We start from the raw sequence: 15,548 nt of genomic DNA, 5'->3' as shown, positions 1-15,548 counted from the left end.
TCTTGTCTAGCGTTGACCGTGGACGAGGAGGTGGGACGTGTCGAACTCGTACTCGGCGAATCCCGTTGAGCTGCAGGGGAGCTCGCGTGCGCGCTCAGGAGGCGCGTCGGCGTTGGAGGGGCTGCCCGGCGACCTGCTGAGGCTGCTGCGCGGGCTCGGTGACGCCGCGGGCGACCCCGACGTCGCCGCGACCGCGGGCTCGGTCGCGCGCACCTGGCAGGGGGCCGGCGGCCGGCTGGTGGGCGAGGCCGGTGCGCTCGCGCGCACGTCCGGGCAGTCGGCCGACGACTACGAACGGGCCGACGCCACCCAGGTGCGCCGGTTCCGGGTCGCCCCATGAGCAGCGACCGCTTCCCGGGACGTCCGGAGGAGCTGTTCCTCGCCTCGCGCGAGCTCGGCCGCCAGGCGGGCCGGCTGACCGCGCACTCGCGGTCGGCGTCGTCGGCCGGCGCGCAGGCGGCGCGCGGCTGGCGGGGGAGCGCGTCGGTCGCGCACGCCGGCCGGTCCTTCGAGCACGTGAAGGTGAGCACGAGCGGCGCGCGGACGCTCGGCCAGGCCGGACGCGACGCGGCGGCGTTCGGCCGTGAGCTGTCGCGCATCCAGCGGCTGGCCGGCACCGCGCTCACCAAGCGGGGTCAGCTGCAGCGAGACCTGGCCCAGCTGCTGCACGACCGGCCGGCGGAGCTGGCCGCGGTCGGCCTCTCCGGGCGACAGGCGTACGACAACGAGATCGCGCGGGTGCGGCGCGCGATCTCCTACCAGGAGGGCGTGATCAACGGCCTCCACAAGGACCTGGTTCGGCTGCGAAAACGCTTCAAGGACAGCCTGATTCGCATGGTGCCGCCGGAGATCTACCAGTGGTGGCTCGACGCCGACGGCACTCGCGACGCGGTCACCGCCGCCGGCACGATGATCACCACCGGCAGAGCGAGCAAGACCATGGTGCAGGCGGTGAACCAGCACAAGGCCGCGGTGGCCGCGGGCGACCCGAAGCGAGCCGCCGAGGCCCTGCGCCGGATGGCCCTGGCCCGCAAGACGCTGGCCCAGCCGGGTGACATCGCCGCGGCCCAGCGGCGCGCGCGTCAGGCGATGCGCTCCCCGGCCGCCCAGAAGGTGCTGACCTCCCCGCCCGCCCGGCGCATCATCGACAGCAGGACGATCACGGCGCTGCGCGACAGCCCGATCACCAAGGTCGGTCGGCGGGTGATCCTGCCGGTCGGTGTGGCCGACACGGTCTACTCCGGATACCAGGACGTCCGTGACGGCGACGGCCACCAGGGCGCCCGTGGCGTCATCACCCGCACGGCCGGCGGGGCGGCCATGGTCGGGGCGCCGCTGATGTTCTTCCCGCCCACGGCCGTGGCCGGAGCGGTGCTCGTCGGCGGCTGGATGCTGTGGAAGGGCGGCAACGCCGTCTGGGACAAGCGACAGAGCATCTCTCGCCTGCTGAGCCGCGCGGAGCCGCTGAAGGTCACCGGCACGCTCAAGGGTCCGCCGCCGCCGAAGCGGACCCAGCCGCCGCCCGCCCGGGCCACGCCGCAGCAGACGGGTGACGCCGCCAGGCGGCTGGCCGAGCTGCACCGCAGGCAGCAGCCGCCCGAGGCCAGGAACATCCGGCAGGTGCGGCTCCCCGAGGAGCTGACGGTCACGGCGCCCACGCCCGCGCCCGCTCCCACGCCTGCGCCCGCGCCCCCGCCCGCGCCGGCCCCGGCGCAGCCGCCGGTGGGCCCGCCGCTCGTCGGAGCGACCCGATGACCGCCCAGGAGGCGCCCGCGCTGCTGCGGCAGCCGGTGCACCTGACCCGGTTGACCGACGAGGAGCTGGTGCTGCTCGGCGGCACCCACCCGCTCGTGCAGCTGCCGCACCACGACCGGCTCGACGAGACCGAGCAGACCCAGTCCCTGCGCGCGGCGCTGCGCGGGCTGCGCTCGCGCGGGCTCGACCTCGCCGACGACGGCCGCTCGGTCGAGGTCCCGCAGCACCTCGCCGACCTACTCGACGTGCGCTCGGGCGCCCGGCAGGTGCTGCTCGTCCAGGTGCTGCGCCCGCCGGGCCCCGGGCGGCCCGAGCCGTGGGCCAGCGACCACTACGCCTACATCGTCGACGACTTCGTGCTGCTCGAGGACGTCGTCGTCGAGGGGCTGCACGAGTTCTGGGCGCTCGACCTCGACGGCCTCGCGGCCGCGCTGCAGGACCGGCTGCCCGACGTGGGCGCCGCCGACGGCACCGGCCCGCCCGTCGAGGCCGACCTGCCCGCGGTCGCGGCCGGGGCCGACACCACGCTCGCGACGCTGCTCGGCACCCCGCTGCTGCAGGTCGATGCCGCCGTCTGGCACGCACCCGGCACCAGCGACCCCGAGCTGCTCGCCGTGCTCCTCGGCGACCGGGGCAGCTGCGCCGCCGCCGCGGTCGTCGGCGCCACCGGGCCGACCGAGCTCGAGTCCCTGCCGGTCGCGGGGGTGGGGGAGCGGGTCGTCGCGCTGCTCGCGGCTGGCACGATGCCGGGGTGAGCGAGCAGAGCCTGGCGAGTCCGACGTACGACCATCCCGCGCCGGCGCGACGCTCGGTCGCGCTGCTGGGGTCGACCGGGTCGATCGGCACCCAGGCCATCCAGATCGCCCGGGCCAACCCCGACCGGTTCGAGATCACCGCGATCGCGGCGGGTGGGCGCGACCTCGGGCTGGTCGCCGAGCAGGCCGTCGCGACCGGCGCCTCGCTCGTCGGCGTCGCCCAGGGCGACCGCGCCGAGCTGACCGAGCGCATCGCCGCGCTCGCGGGCGGCGGTCCCCGGCCCGAGGTGCTGGTGGGTCCCGACGCCGCGAGCCAGGTCGCCGCCTCCGGCGCCGACGTCGTGCTCAACGGGATCACCGGCTCGATCGGCCTGCGCCCGACGATCGCCGCCCTGGAGTCCGGCTCGACCCTGGCGCTGGCCAACAAGGAGTCGCTGATCGTGGGCGGCCCGGTCGTGAAGCGCCTGGCCGCCCCCGGCCAGATCGTGCCGGTCGACTCCGAGCACAGCGCGATCGCCCAGAGCCTGCGCGCCGGGTCCGCGCGCGAGGTGCGCCGGCTCGTGGTGACCGCCAGCGGCGGCCCGTTCCGTGGCCGCACCCGCGAGCAGCTGGCCGACGTGACCCCCGACCAGGCGCTGGCGCACCCCAACTTCGCGATGGGCAAGGTCATCACGACCAACTCCGCGACCCTGGTCAACAAGGGGCTCGAGGTCATCGAGGCGCACCTGCTGTTCGACGTGCCGTTCGAGCAGATCGAGGTCGTCGTGCACCCCCAGCAGCTCATCCACTCGATGGTCGAGTTCGTCGACGGCGCCGTCGTCGCCCAGCTCGGGCTGCCCACGATGCTCGTGCCGATCGCGCTCGGGATGGGCTGGCCCGACCGGGTGGCCGACGCCGAGACCCCGATCGACTGGACCCGGGCCGCCGACTGGCGGTTCGAGCCGCTCGACGACGAGGCGTTCCCGGCCGTACGCCTGGCTCGCCAGGTCGGCGCCGCCGGCTCGACCTTCCCGGCCGTCTACAACGCGGCCAACGAGGAGTGCGTCGAGGCATTCCACGACGGGCGAATCGGGTTCGTCGACATCGTCGACGTGGTCCACGCGGTCGTCGACCGGCACGAGCCCGACCCGGGCGAGCTGTCGGTGGAGCAGGTGCTGGCCGCCGAGGACTGGGCCCGCGAGCAGGCGCGGTCGATGCTGCGCCCGTGACGGCGTACGTCGTCCACGGGGAGCCATGAGACCGTAGACGACGTGATGTATCTGCTCGGCGTGCTGCTCATGGCGCTCGGTGTCGCGGCCTCGATCGCCCTGCACGAGCTCGGGCACCTGGTGCCCGCGAAGAAGTTCGGCGTGCGCACCACCCAGTACATGATCGGCTTCGGCCCGACCATCTGGTCGCGGCGCAGGGGCGAGACCGAGTACGGCTTCAAGGCCATCCCGCTCGGCGGCTACATCCGGATGATCGGCATGCTGCCGCCCCGCCAGGACGACGGCGGCCGGCTGCGCACCTCCTCCACGGGGCGGATGAGCCAGCTCACCGACCGAGCCCGCGAGGACTCCTTCGACGAAATCCGCGAGGGCGACGAGAACCGCGTGTTCTACAAGCTCCCGGTCTGGAAGAAGGTCGTCATCATGATGGGCGGGCCGCTGATGAACCTGCTCATCGCCACGGTGCTGCTCGTCGGCGTGGCCTGCGTGATCGGCCTGCCGCAGCAGACCAGCGCCCGCGTCGCGGGGGTCAACGAGTGCCTGCCCGTCACGGTCGCCCAGGGTGAGAAGCCGCCCGTGTGCGACCCCGACAACCAGTCGCCCGCCTGGAAGGCCGGCCTCAAGCCCGGTGACGTCTTCGTGTCCGTGGCGGGGGAGCCGGTCCGGACGACTCTGGAAGCGACGTCGCTGATCAACGACAACGCCGGGCGTGCGACCCCCGTCGTGGTCGCGCGGGAGGGCAAGAACGTCGAGCTGACGGTCACGCCCGAGCCGCGCGAGATGCCCAAGCGCGACGAGCGAGGCGTTCGGGTCCTGACCATGACTGGCCAGCCGGTCATGGAGCAGGTCGGGATGATCGGTGTCAGCATCCAGGTCGGGTCGAAGGTCACTGAGAGGCGACCCCTCACGCAGGCCCCGGCGATCGTCGGTGAGGGCGTCAAGCAGACGGCCGCGGTCTTCCTGCGCATCCCGCAGAAGATGGTCGGTGTCTACTACGCGGCGTTCGGCGACGGTCAGCGCGACCTCAACGGCCCTGTCTCGGTCGTCGGGGTCGGTCGGGTCGCGGGTGACGTCGCCAGCGCCGCCGACTCGACCGGCAGCGTGGTGGTGATGCTGCTGACCCTGCTCGCGTCGCTGAACCTGGCGCTGTTCGTGTTCAACATGCTGCCCCTGCTGCCGCTGGACGGCGGCCACATCGCCGGTGCGCTGTGGGAGGGCATCAAGCGCCCGATCGCCCGGGCGCGCGGCGTCAAGGGCCCGGTGTACGCCGACGTCACCAAGGCTCTGCCCCTCGCCTACGGCGTCTCGATCGTGCTGATCGTGATGGCGGGGCTGCTGATCTACGCCGACATCGTCAACCCCATCCGGTTGAACTGACTTCTTTGGCTCGGCTCCTCGCCGGTTCCATCTCGCAGGCTCGATGGTCCCGGGTCGTCGCCGAGCCTGCGTCCTTTGGCTCGGCTCCTCGCCGGTTCCATCTCGCAAGCTCGATGGTCCCGGGTCGTCGCCGAGCCTGCGTCCACGTCCGCGCTGCCCACCGTTCCGGCGGGGCCTCCGTAGAACTAGCGGCGGCGGTAGAACGGCGCGACGCCGTCGGTCCAGGGCGGTTCTGCCCAGCCGTAGACGCGGGCGTCCAGGCGGCGGCCCTGCAGGTCGCCGAGGGCCCGGCCGAGGTCGTTCAGCACCCGCGGCGGCGGCAGCTGGGTGCGCACGCGCAGCAGGTAGCCCTCGCGCCCGTCGGCCTCGCGGGACCACAGCAGCACGGCCTCGTCGACCTGGCCGAGCCAGTCGAAGTAGTGGGCGAGCCGCTCGTACAGCCCCGGGACGACGTACGCCGGCGGCCCCACCCATCGCGACGTCGCCACCGGCGCGGTCTCGGCGACGGCGGTCGGGTTGGTCTGCGCGACGGGCGCCCCGATGCCGCCGCGCAGCAGGTCGACCATCTGCGGCACGGACAGCTCCCGGCCGGTCGAGCTCTGCGGGTTGATCAGCAGCGGGATGCCGCTCGGGACCAGCCGCTCGAACGCGTCGTGGCCGGTGAGCGGCTGGGTCTGGATCTGCGGGTCGAGGCGCACGGCCTCGGCGAACCGCTGGAACCGGACCGGGTGGGTGAACGCCACGACGTGGTGCCGGGCGGTGGTGCCGACCAGGAACGGCGTGAACTCGTGGCCCGGGTGCAGGGTGCCCGCGACGCCCATCGACGTGCGCAGCACGGCCTGCGCGAACCGCTGCCCGAGGGCGTGGTCGTGCGGGGTCGACGCCGACGCGACGAGGAGGTGCTCCAGGTCGTTCAGCGGCGGCGGCTCGGGTGCGGGCATCCCTCCCAGGGTGACGGGTGCCCACGGTGCTCCGCAAAACGAGGCGTGAGCGATACTCGAAGGCATGAGCGTGTCCCTCGGTATGCCGTCTGCGCCGCCGCCCGTGCTGGCCCCCCGCCGCAAGAGCCGCAAGATCAAGGTCGGCAAGGTCGAGGTGGGCGGCGACGCCCCCATCTCGGTGCAGTCGATGACCACCACCCCGACCACCGACATCAACGCGACGCTGCAGCAGATCGCCGAGCTGACGGCCTCCGGCTGCGACATCGTGCGCGTGGCCTGCCCGAGCCAGGACGACGCCGACGCGCTGCCCGCGATCGCGCAGAAGTCGCAGATCCCGGTGATCGCCGACATCCACTTCCAGCCGAAGTACGTCTACGCGGCCATCGACGCCGGCTGCGCCGCCGTGCGCGTCAACCCCGGCAACATCCGCAAGTTCGACGACCAGGTCGCCGAGATCGCCCGCCGCGCGAAGGCTGCGAACGTCTCGATCCGCATCGGCGTCAACGCCGGGTCGCTCGACAAGCGGCTGCTGGAGAAGTACGGCAAGCCCACCGCCGAGGCGCTCGTCGAGTCGGCCGTGTGGGAGGCGTCGCTGTTCGAGGAGCACGACTTCCACGACTTCAAGATCTCGGTCAAGCACAACGACCCGGTGGTGATGGTGCGGGCGTACGAGCTGCTCGCCGAGCGCGGCGACTGGCCGCTGCACCTCGGGGTCACCGAGGCCGGCCCGGCGTTCCAGGGCACGATCAAGTCGGCCACCGCGTTCGGCGCGCTGCTGAGCAAGGGCATCGGTGACACGATCCGCGTCTCGCTGTCGGCGCCGCCGGTCGAGGAGGTCAAGGTCGGCAACCAGATCCTGCAGAGCCTCAACCTGCGCCCGCGCAAGCTCGAGATCGTCTCCTGCCCCTCCTGCGGCCGCGCCCAGGTCGACGTCTACACGCTGGCCGACGAGGTCACCGCCGGGCTCGAGGGCATGGAGGTCCCGCTGCGGGTGGCCGTCATGGGCTGCGTCGTCAACGGCCCGGGCGAGGCCCGCGAGGCCGACCTCGGCGTCGCCTCCGGCAACGGCAAGGGACAGATCTTCGTCAAGGGCGAGGTCATCAAGACCGTGCCCGAGTCGCAGATCGTCGAGACCCTGATCGAGGAGGCCATGCGGATCGCCGAGGAGATGGGCGAGCCCGTCGACGGCGAGCCCGCCGGCGCCCCGCAGGTCACGGTCGGCTGAGGCCCTCCGGCCCGCACGTGCCACGACCCGCCCCGCTCGTCGATTTCCGCACCGCAGCTCGCCGGACTTGGCAGGCTGGTGGGGTGCTGCGGACGTTCGGCGCGACCCGCCCCCTGGGGACGCGTGACCACGACGAGGTGATGCGGCTGTGCGGGCACGACCCCGCCAGCAGCGTCTTCGTCGCCGCGCGGGTGCGCGAGGGGGGCCTCATGTCGCCCGGGTCGGCCGTCGGCATCGACGACGACGACGGCGGGCTGCGCTCGCTGTGCTGGACCTCGGCCAACGTGGTCCCCATCGAGTGCGACGAGGTGGCGCTCGACCTGTTCGCCGGGCGGCTGCGCCGGCAGCGACGGCGCTCGTCGTCGATCTTCGGCCTCGCCGACCAGGTGCTGCCCCTGTGGGCGCGGCTGCAGCGGCACTGGGGCCAGCCCCGCTCGTTCCGTCCCGACCAGCCGATGCTGGCCGTCAGCACGCTGCCGTCCGAGGCCGGCCTGGAGCGCCACCCGGGGGTCCGCCTCGCCCGCCCCGACGAGCTCGACCTGGTGCTGCCCGCCTCGACCGCGATGTTCACCGAGGAGATCGGCTACCCGCCCTACGTCGGCAGCGACCGCGACTACCGCGCGCTCGTGGCGTCGCTGATCGACGCCGGGCACACGTTCGTGCTGCTCGAGGACGGCCGGGTCGTCTTCAAGGCCGACGTCGGGTCGCTGGCGCTGGGCGTCGCCCAGATCCAGGGCGTGTGGGTCGCCCCCGACCGGCGCGGCCAGGGCCTGGCCACCCCGGCCATGAACGCCGTGGTCGAGCACGTGCTGCAGACCCTGGCGCCGACCGTCTCGCTGTACGTCAACGGCTACAACGAGCCGGCGCTGCGCGCCTATCACGGGGCGGGCTTCCGGCAGGTCGCGACCTTTGCCACAGTGATCCTGTGACCGCACCCCTCGCCCCCACCGCCCGCCTCGTGACCGCGATGTTCGCCGGGTCCGGCGTGCTGCACCTCGTGCGCCCGCAGATCTTCGAGCCGATCGTGCCGCGCGTGCTGCCCGCCCACCGCGAGCTCGTGCTGGCCTCGGGCGTTGCCGAGATCGCTTGTGCCGCAGGGCTTCTCGCGCCCCGCACACGCCGCGTCGCGGGCATCGCCTCGGCCGCGCTGCTGCTCACCGTGCTGCCCGCCAACGTGCAGATGGCGCTCGACGCGCAGCGGGCGGTGCAGCGCAGGGGCTGGACGCCGCAGCGCGAGGTCATGCGCACCGGCACCCTGCTCCGGCTGCCGCTGCAGGCGCCGCTGGTGCGCGCCGCGTGGCGCGCCGGCCGCTGACCGACCCGGTCAGTCGCCGCTCGGGTAGAGCGAGCGCTCGTACGCCTCGGGCGAGTAGTGCGCGTCGACCTCCTCGGGCGGGTCGCTCGCGCGCCACTTCGCCTTCGCCAGCTCGGCGTACGGCATCACCGACTCCGGCTGCCAGGTCTGCGGCTTCCACGCCCCCGACCGCATGAACGCCTTCGGGCAGTGGTTGAACACCTCGTCCACCTCGACCACCATCGCCAGCAGCGGCCGGTGCCCGCGCACGACCATCTCGTCGAAGAACGGCGCGTCGGTCACCAGCCGCGCCCGCCCGTTGACGCGCAGCGTGTAGCCCTGGCCCGGCACCAGGAAGATCAGCGCGACGCGGGAGTCGTGCAGCAGGTTGTGGAACCCGTCTATCCGCTTGTTGCCCGCGCGCTCTGGGATGGCGATCGTGCGGTCGTCGATCACGTGGGTGAACCCCGCCGGGTCGCCCTTGGGTGACACGTCGCCGCCGTCGGGTCCGCGGGTGGCCACGAAGCACAGGGGAGAGGCGGCCAGGAACTCGCGGTCCTGCGCGACCAGTGCGGGCTGCGCCTTGTCCCGCACCGCGGCGTCGGGCGCCCCGATCAGCGCGGTGAGCTCCTCGGCGCTGCGGATCGTCGGCAGGCTCGCCAGGTCGAGGTCGGAGGTGGTGGTCACGAGACTCCTTCGGCCGGAGGTTCGCCGCGCACGGCCAGCGCGGGCGGGCGGTCGCCGCGGATCGAGGCGACCATGTCGACCACGCGCCTGGTGGCGCGCACGTCGTGCGCCCGGAAGACGTACGTCCCGAGCCAGGCGGCGACGGCCGTCGCCGCGAGCGTGCCCTCGAGCCGGTCGTCGGCGTCGAGGTCGAGCGTCTCGCCGATGAAGTCCTTGCGCGAAAGTGCTTGCAGCACAGGGAATCCCAGCGACGCGACGTCAGCGGTGTGCCGCAGCACGACCAGCGAGTTGCGGGTCGTCTTGCCGAAGTCGAGCGTGGGGTCGAGCAGGATCCGCTCCGCGGGGACGCCGGCGGCCAGCGCCGCGTCGGCCCCCGCCCGCAACCCGCCCAGCACGTCGCGCACCACGGCTCGCTCGTCGTCACCCAGGTCGTCGCGGTATCGCACGTCGACCGGGTCGGTGCGCGGCGGCAGGCCCCCGGTGTGCGAGCAGACCAGTCCCGCGCCGAGCTGCGCGGCCACGCCGGCCAGATCGGGGTCGTGCCCGGCCCAGGTGTCGTTGACCAGGTCGACCACGCCGTCGGCGGCCCGGGCCACCTCCGAGCGCCAGGTGTCGAGGCTCAGCACCAGGTGCGGATAGCGCTCCCGGGCGTCCTGCAGGAACGGCACGACGCGGCGGATCTCCTCGTCCGGGTCGACCCGCTCGCCCTCCTGCCCGGCGCGCACCCCGCCCACGTCGACGATGTCGGCTCCGTCTTCGACCGCGGCGTCGAGCGCACGGCGCGCGGAGTCGAGGTCGGCGTGCCGGTTGCCCGACCAGAACGAGTCGCGGGTGCGGTTGACGATCGCCATGACGGCGGGGGAGGCGGCGTCGAAGCTGTGCTCGCGCAGCCGCAGCGCCGGGGGGCGCGGCAGGGCGACGGGCGGCGGGTTCGGCGGCGCAGGCACCCGGTCATCCTTCCACCCGAAGCGCGGTGGTCGGTGTGACCAGCACCACAGGGGCCGCCGGTCGGCGCGCGGCGAGGGGTGTGCCACGGTTAGGTCAGCCTGCCCTAAGCAAGGCTGTCCTAAACCCGAGGAGAGGATCTCCGTGTCCGATGCAGCACCGGCAGCAGTCCCCTCACTGCTGTTCGAGGATGCCGTGACCGACTACCGCGCCGCCATGCACCTGGCCGTCGACACCGTCGCCGACCTGGTCGCCTCGGCCGACCGGCCCTACTCCGGCGCCGACCCCGCCGCGCTGACGCAGACCGTGTCCGCCGTCGACCTCGACCGGCCGCTCGGCAGCGTCGAGGCCGCGCTGGGCGAGCTGCGCTCGGTGTGGCTCGACTCCGCCGTCTGGTTCCACCACCCGCGATACCTGTCCCACCTCAACTGCCCGGTGCTGGTGTCCTCGCTCGCCGCCGACGCCCTGGCCTCGGCCGTGAACACCTCGATGGACACCTGGGACCAGAGCGCCGCGGCGACCCAGCTGGAGCGCCAGGTCGTGGCCTGGACCGCGCAGCGGATCGGGTTCGACGGCCGCGCCGACGGCATCTTCACCTCCGGCGGGACCGCCTCGAACCAGCAGGCGCTCACCCTCGCCCGCCAGGACGCGCTCGAGCGGGCCGGTCTGCCCGTCGCGCCAGAGGGCTTCGACCGGTTGCGGGTGCTCGCGACCGACCAGAGCCACTTCTCGGTCAACCTCGCGACCCGCACGCTCGGCCTGCGCCCCGACGCCGTCGTGACCGTGCCCACCGACGAGACCCACCGGATGGAGCCGACCGCCCTGCGCGCCCAGCTGGACCGGCTGGCCGAGGCCGACCTGGTGCCGATGGCCGTCGTCGCGACGGCCGGCACCACCGACCTCGGCGTGGTCGACCCGCTGGTCGACGTCGCCGCCGTGTGTGCCGCGGCGGGGGTCTGGCTGCACGTCGACGCGGCGTACGGCGGTGGCCTGCTCACCTCGCGCCGGCACCGCGGCCGGTTGGCCGGCATCCACCTGGCCGACTCGGTGACGATCGACTTCCACAAGACCTGGTTCCAGCCGGTGGCGGCCAGCGCGGTGCTCGTGCGCGACGGGGCGGCGCTGCGGCACGTCGCCCACCACGCCGACTACCTCAACCCGGTGCGCACCGACCCGCGGCGCGCGGCCATGCCCGACCAGGTCGGCAAGTCGCTGCAGACGACCCGCCGGTTCGATGCGCTGAAGGTCTGGACCTCGCTGCGGGTCGAGGGCGCCGACGCGATCGGGGCGATGCTCGACCGGGTGATCGACCTCGCGGGCGAGGTCGCCGACCTCGTCGAGGACGACCCGCGCCTGCGCCTCGCGCAGCGCCCGGCGCTCAGCACGGTGCTGTTCCGCTTCGAGCCCGAGGGCACCGACCCGCTCGAGGCCGACCGCGTGGCCGACGAGGTCGTCACCCGGCTGCTGCTCGCCGGGACGGCGATGATCGCTCGCACCCGGCTCGACGGCCAGGTCTGGCTCAAGCTGACCCTGCTCAACCCGCGCACGAGCGTCGACGACGTGCGCGCCGTGCTGGACGAGGTCTGCGCCGTCGCCGACGACTGCGCCCGCACCGAGCTGCTGGAGGTGGCGCGATGAGCGCGCAGGCCGCGACGACGTACGACTTCGTGGCGATCGGCGCCGGGCCGTTCAACCTCGGCCTGGGTTGCCTCGCCGACCCCGTCGAGGGGCTCTCGGGCGTGGTGCTGGAGCAGCGCCCCGACTTCGCCTGGCACCCGGGGATGATGCTCGACGGCGCCACGATCCAGGTGCCGTTCCTCGCCGACCTGGTGACGCTGGCGGACCCGACCTCGTCCTACAGCTTCCTGGCGTTCCTGAAGGAGACCGGCCGGCTCTACAGCTACTACATCCGGGAGAGCTTCTTCCCGCTGCGCAGCGAGTACAGCGAGTACTGCCGCTGGGCCGCGCACCGCCTCGGGGTGCGCTTCGGTCACCGCGTCGTGGGCGTACGTCCGCACGAGGTCGGCTATGCCGTCGCCACCGAGGTCGACGGGCGCCCCGGGCCGACGCTGCTCACCCGCACGCTGGTGCTCGGCACCGGCACCGTGCCCCACGTGCCCCAGATCGCCGGCCTCACCGAGGTGGGGCTCGAGCACCCGGTCGTGCACTCGGCCGACTACCTGCACCGGCGCGAGGAGCTGCGGGCGACCGGGTCGGTCACGGTGATCGGCTCGGGGCAGAGCGCCGCCGAGATCTATCGCGACCTGCTCGAGCACGCGGCCGCCGACGAGCTGGAGCTGACCTGGCTCACGCGCTCGCCGCGGTTCTTCCCGATGGAGTACACCAAGCTCACGCTCGAGCTGACCTCGCCCGACTACGCCCGCCACCGCCGCGCGCTCCCGGCCGACGTGCGCGAGCGGCTCAACCGCGAGGAGCGCACGCTCTACAAGGGCATCTCCGCCGAGCTCGTCGACGACATCTTCGACACCCTCTACCGCCTGCGCCAGCAGCGGCAGGTCCAGGGTCGCGGCGACGTGCCGACCACGCTGCTCACCGACGTCGAGGTGACCGACGCCGCCGCGGTCGACGGGCAGGTGCTCGTCGGCGGCTGCTCCGGTCGCACCGGCGACCGGCTCGAGCACCGCACCGGCGGGCTCGTGCTGGCGACCGGTTACCGCCCCAGCACGCACGACTTCCTCGACGAGGCGGTGCGCGCGCGCATCGCGACCGACGACCTGGGCCGCTACGCCGTGGCCGAGGACTACAGCGTGGACGCCGGCCGCACGGTCTTCGTGCAGAACGCCGAGGAGCACCTCACCGGGGTGCTCGCCCCCGACCTCGGGATGGGCGCGTTCCGCAGCTCGGTCATCCTCAACACCCTCTGCGGCCGCGAGGTCTATCCGGTCGAGGAGCGAATCGCCTTCCAGGAGTTCGGGATTCCCGACCGAATGCGTCCTGCGCGAGGCAACGCCCCGAGGGTCGAGGCCCGCGAGCTCCTGGAGGTGGCCCGATGACGCTGCTGGACGCCGAGGTGGCGGTCGGTCTGCCGTGGGAGTCCCCGCTCGGCCGCGTGGACGCGCGCCCGGTCGAGCCGGAGCGCGACCTCGCCCTGCTGCACCGCTGGGTGACCCACCCGCGCTCGCGCTTCTGGGGCATGCAGGGCTGGTCGACGGAGCAGGTGCGCGAGGAGCTCGAGGGCATCGCCGCGAGCACCCACCACGACGCGTGGCTGCTCGACCTGGACGGCGAACCGATCGCGCTGGCCGAGACCTACGACCCGGAGCGCAGCCCGCTGCAGGGCCGCTACGACGTCGAGGACGGCGACCTCGGGATGCACGTGCTCGTCGCGCCGCCGCGCACCCCGCGCACCGGCACGACCGACGTCGTGATGACCGCCGTCATGCGATGGTGCCTCCGCGACCCGCGGGTGCAGCGGGTGGTCGTCGAGCCCGACGCCACGAACGACGCGATCCTCGCGAAGAACCTGCGCGCCGGCTTCCGCTCCCGCGGGCTCGTGCAGCTGCCCGACAAGACCGCGCTGCTCAGCGTCGCGACCCGGACCGACTTCGCCGACAGCGCCCTGGCGCGGCAGTTCCTTCGCGGTCGCCCGTCGCCGGCGCCGCACCTCAACCGCGAGGCGATGTCCGCCGCGCAGCGCGACCTGGTCACCAAGGCGCTGCGCGAGCTGGTGCACGAGCGGCTGATCCGGCCCGAGCCGGTCGACGGGCGCTGGCGCGTCGACACCGGCACGACGACGTACGACTTCGCGGCCTCCGCGCACCCGCTCGAGCACCTCGCGATCGACCCGGCGAGCGTGCGCCGGCTCGGGCCGGACGGCGCCGAGCTCGACCTCGACGCGCAGGCATTGGTGCTCGAGCTGCGTTCTGCCCTGGGCATTCCCGGCGATCTGGTCGACATCTATCTCGAGGAGGTCGCGAGCACCCTGCAGGCCGCCGCGTGGATGCACGACCAGCGGCAGCCGAGCGCCGCCGAGCTGGTCGAGGCCGACGCGCAGACGATCGAGCGTTCGATGACCGGGCACCCGAGCTTCATCGCCACCAACGGGCGGATCGGGTTCGGGCTGGACGACTACGCCGCGTTCGCCCCGGAGGCCGGCCGGCCCTTCTCGCCGTTCTGGGTCGCGGTGCGCAAGACCGACTCCCGGCTGTCGCTGGGCGAAGGACTGGACGAGGACGCGTTCTACGCGCGCGAGCTCGGCCCCGACCACGACCGGTTCCGCGCGCTGCTGCGCGAGAGCGGGCGCGACCCGGAGGAGTTCCGGTTCATGCCGGTGCACCCGTGGCAGTGGCAGCACAAGCTGGCGATCACGTACGCACCCGCAGTCGCGCGCGGGGAGCTGGTGCCGCTGGGGGAGGGGCGCGACCGTTACCAGGCGCAGCAGTCGATCCGCACGCTGTTCAACCTGGACCACCCCGAGCGCAGCTTCGTGAAGCTGGCCCTGTCGGTGCAGAACATGGGGTTCCTGCGCGGGCTGTCGGCGCGATACATGGCCGCCACACCGGCCATCAACGACTGGGTGCACGAGCTGGTCGAGGGTGACGCCGACCTGCGCGAGGTCGGTTTCTCGGTGCTGCGCGAGCACGCCGCGATCGGGTGGACCGGCGGGGTGCACGCGCAGCTCGACCCGTCGTCGGCGTACGCCAAGATGACCGCCGCGCTGTGGCGCGAGAGCCCGGTGCCGCGGCTGCAGCCGGGCGAGCGGCTCGCGACGATGGCGTCGCTGCTGCACGTGGACCAACAGCGAGAATCGTTGGCAGCACAACTGATTCGGGCCTCGGGTTGCGCTCCGGCGCAGTGGCTCGGGGACTATCTGCGGGCATACCTGCGGCCGGTGCTGCACTGCCTCCTCGCGCACGACCTGGCCTTCATGCCGCACGGCGAGAACCTCATCCTCGTGCTGCGCGAGCACCGCGTGGTGCGGGTGATCATGAAGGACATCGGCGAGGAGGTCATGGTCATGAGCGACCGGCCGCTGCCCGAGGCCGTCGCGCGCATCCGCCAGCCGGCCGACCGGGAGGAGCGCGAGATGGCGATCTTCACCGACGTCTTCGACGGCTTCCTGCGCCACCTCGGCGCGACGCTGTCGCAGGTCGGGGTGATCGACGACGACGCGTTCTGGGAGGTCGTGGCAGGCGTCGTGCGCGACCACCGGGCCGACCACCCGGGGCTGCACGACGGGTTCGACTTCTTCCGCGCGCAGTTCAGCCACAGCTGCCTCAACCGGTTGCAGCTGCGCAACACCCGGCAGATGGTCGACCTCACCGACCAGTCCGGGTCGCTCATCCACGTCGGGCCGATCGCCAACCCGATCGCCGGGCGCGGCTGAGAGAAACCGACCCT

At 73.3% G+C, this 15,548-nt stretch carries 14 protein-coding genes; 11 read left to right on the top strand and 3 right to left on the bottom strand.

Annotated elements, in window-relative coordinates; genetic code table 11:
* Window positions 1-37 precede the first annotated feature (37 nt).
* From FB554_RS09090 to FB554_RS09070, 5 genes are read left to right on the top strand one after another with little or no spacing between them, the layout of a single operon-like run.
* Window positions 38-340: a hypothetical protein gene (locus FB554_RS09090; RefSeq protein WP_142005661.1), complete on the top strand. Its 303-nt coding sequence runs from the start codon at window positions 38-40 to the stop codon at window positions 338-340.
* Window positions 337-1,755, top strand: a complete 1,419-nt coding sequence (locus FB554_RS09085) for a hypothetical protein (protein WP_142005660.1) — start codon at window positions 337-339, stop codon at window positions 1,753-1,755. Before FB554_RS09090 ends, FB554_RS09085 begins: the two co-directional genes overlap by 4 nt.
* A complete protein-coding gene (locus FB554_RS09080) occupies window positions 1,752-2,510 on the top strand; it encodes a hypothetical protein (RefSeq protein WP_142005659.1) in 759 nt (252 codons plus the stop codon). Before FB554_RS09085 ends, FB554_RS09080 begins: the two co-directional genes overlap by 4 nt.
* Window positions 2,507-3,718, top strand: a complete 1,212-nt coding sequence (gene dxr, locus FB554_RS09075; RefSeq protein WP_170206827.1) for a 1-deoxy-D-xylulose-5-phosphate reductoisomerase — start codon at window positions 2,507-2,509, stop codon at window positions 3,716-3,718. Before FB554_RS09080 ends, dxr begins: the two co-directional genes overlap by 4 nt.
* Before the next feature lie 45 nt (window positions 3,719-3,763).
* Window positions 3,764-5,095: a M50 family metallopeptidase gene (locus tag FB554_RS09070; protein ID WP_142007529.1), complete on the top strand. Its 1,332-nt coding sequence runs from the start codon at window positions 3,764-3,766 to the stop codon at window positions 5,093-5,095.
* Between the two features lie 185 nt (window positions 5,096-5,280).
* Here FB554_RS09070 and FB554_RS09065 read toward each other — a convergent pair whose 3' ends face one another.
* The gene (locus FB554_RS09065; protein WP_142005658.1) at window positions 5,281-6,036 is read right to left on the bottom strand and encodes a hypothetical protein; all 756 of its coding nucleotides are present in this window, start codon (window positions 6,034-6,036) and stop codon (window positions 5,281-5,283) included.
* A 64-nt stretch (window positions 6,037-6,100) separates the two neighbouring features.
* On the opposite strand from FB554_RS09065, the gene ispG reads away from it, so the two are divergent.
* The 3 genes from ispG (at window position 6,101) to FB554_RS09050 (ending at window position 8,576) form a co-directional block, all read left to right on the top strand.
* The gene (gene ispG, locus FB554_RS09060; RefSeq protein ID WP_142005657.1) at window positions 6,101-7,261 is read left to right on the top strand and encodes a flavodoxin-dependent (E)-4-hydroxy-3-methylbut-2-enyl-diphosphate synthase; all 1,161 of its coding nucleotides are present in this window, start codon (window positions 6,101-6,103) and stop codon (window positions 7,259-7,261) included.
* 83 nt (window positions 7,262-7,344) lie between these two features.
* Window positions 7,345-8,190, top strand: a complete 846-nt coding sequence (locus tag FB554_RS09055) for a GNAT family N-acetyltransferase (protein WP_236022351.1) — start codon at window positions 7,345-7,347, stop codon at window positions 8,188-8,190.
* Entirely contained in the window at window positions 8,187-8,576 is a 390-nt protein-coding gene (locus FB554_RS09050; RefSeq protein WP_338070561.1) for a DoxX family protein, read from the top strand. The genes FB554_RS09055 and FB554_RS09050 overlap by 4 nt, the downstream gene beginning before the upstream one ends.
* Before the next feature lie 9 nt (window positions 8,577-8,585).
* Here the strand turns inward: FB554_RS09050 and FB554_RS09045 are convergent, their stop codons facing one another.
* On the bottom strand, window positions 8,586-9,242 hold the full coding sequence (locus FB554_RS09045; protein ID WP_236022350.1) for an MSMEG_1061 family FMN-dependent PPOX-type flavoprotein: 657 nt from the start codon (window positions 9,240-9,242) through the stop codon (window positions 8,586-8,588).
* Window positions 9,239-10,189 carry a dihydropteroate synthase gene (gene folP, locus FB554_RS09040; RefSeq protein ID WP_236022349.1) on the bottom strand — a complete coding sequence of 317 codons (951 nt, stop codon included), beginning with the start codon at window positions 10,187-10,189 and terminating at the stop codon, window positions 9,239-9,241. Before folP ends, FB554_RS09045 begins: the two co-directional genes overlap by 4 nt.
* 142 nt (window positions 10,190-10,331) lie before the next feature.
* Between folP and FB554_RS09035 the strand changes: the two genes are divergently transcribed.
* Genes FB554_RS09035 through FB554_RS09025 form a run of 3 tightly spaced genes read left to right on the top strand, consistent with a single transcriptional unit; the run spans window position 10,332 to window position 15,534 of the window.
* Window positions 10,332-11,825 carry a pyridoxal phosphate-dependent decarboxylase family protein gene (locus FB554_RS09035; protein ID WP_236022348.1) on the top strand — a complete coding sequence of 498 codons (1,494 nt, stop codon included), beginning with the start codon at window positions 10,332-10,334 and terminating at the stop codon, window positions 11,823-11,825.
* Window positions 11,822-13,201 carry a lysine N(6)-hydroxylase/L-ornithine N(5)-oxygenase family protein gene (locus FB554_RS09030; RefSeq protein WP_142005656.1) on the top strand — a complete coding sequence of 460 codons (1,380 nt, stop codon included), beginning with the start codon at window positions 11,822-11,824 and terminating at the stop codon, window positions 13,199-13,201. The genes FB554_RS09035 and FB554_RS09030 overlap by 4 nt, the downstream gene beginning before the upstream one ends.
* Window positions 13,198-15,534, top strand: a complete 2,337-nt coding sequence (locus FB554_RS09025) for a GNAT family N-acetyltransferase (RefSeq protein ID WP_142005655.1) — start codon at window positions 13,198-13,200, stop codon at window positions 15,532-15,534. The genes FB554_RS09030 and FB554_RS09025 overlap by 4 nt, the downstream gene beginning before the upstream one ends.
* The last annotated feature ends 14 nt before the right edge of the window (window positions 15,535-15,548 follow it).

This window comes from Barrientosiimonas humi (assembly GCF_006716095.1).
Taxonomy (GTDB): domain Bacteria; phylum Actinomycetota; class Actinomycetes; order Actinomycetales; family Dermatophilaceae; genus Barrientosiimonas; species Barrientosiimonas humi.
Note: the sequence above shows the minus strand (reverse complement) of the source record. Positions and strands in the feature narration are given on the sequence as shown.

Coding starts and splice junctions, on each gene's coding strand:
- FB554_RS09030 (WP_142005656.1), top strand. CDS start 11,822: ATGAGCGCGCAGGCCGCGACGACGTACGACTTCGTGGCGATCGGCGCC.
- FB554_RS09065 (WP_142005658.1), bottom strand. CDS start 6,036: ATGCCCGCACCCGAGCCGCCGCCGCTGAACGACCTGGAGCACCTCCTC.
- FB554_RS09070 (WP_142007529.1), top strand. CDS start 3,764: ATGTATCTGCTCGGCGTGCTGCTCATGGCGCTCGGTGTCGCGGCCTCG.
- FB554_RS09025 (WP_142005655.1), top strand. CDS start 13,198: ATGACGCTGCTGGACGCCGAGGTGGCGGTCGGTCTGCCGTGGGAGTCC.
- ispG (WP_142005657.1), top strand. CDS start 6,101: ATGAGCGTGTCCCTCGGTATGCCGTCTGCGCCGCCGCCCGTGCTGGCC.
- FB554_RS09085 (WP_142005660.1), top strand. CDS start 337: ATGAGCAGCGACCGCTTCCCGGGACGTCCGGAGGAGCTGTTCCTCGCC.
- FB554_RS09080 (WP_142005659.1), top strand. CDS start 1,752: ATGACCGCCCAGGAGGCGCCCGCGCTGCTGCGGCAGCCGGTGCACCTG.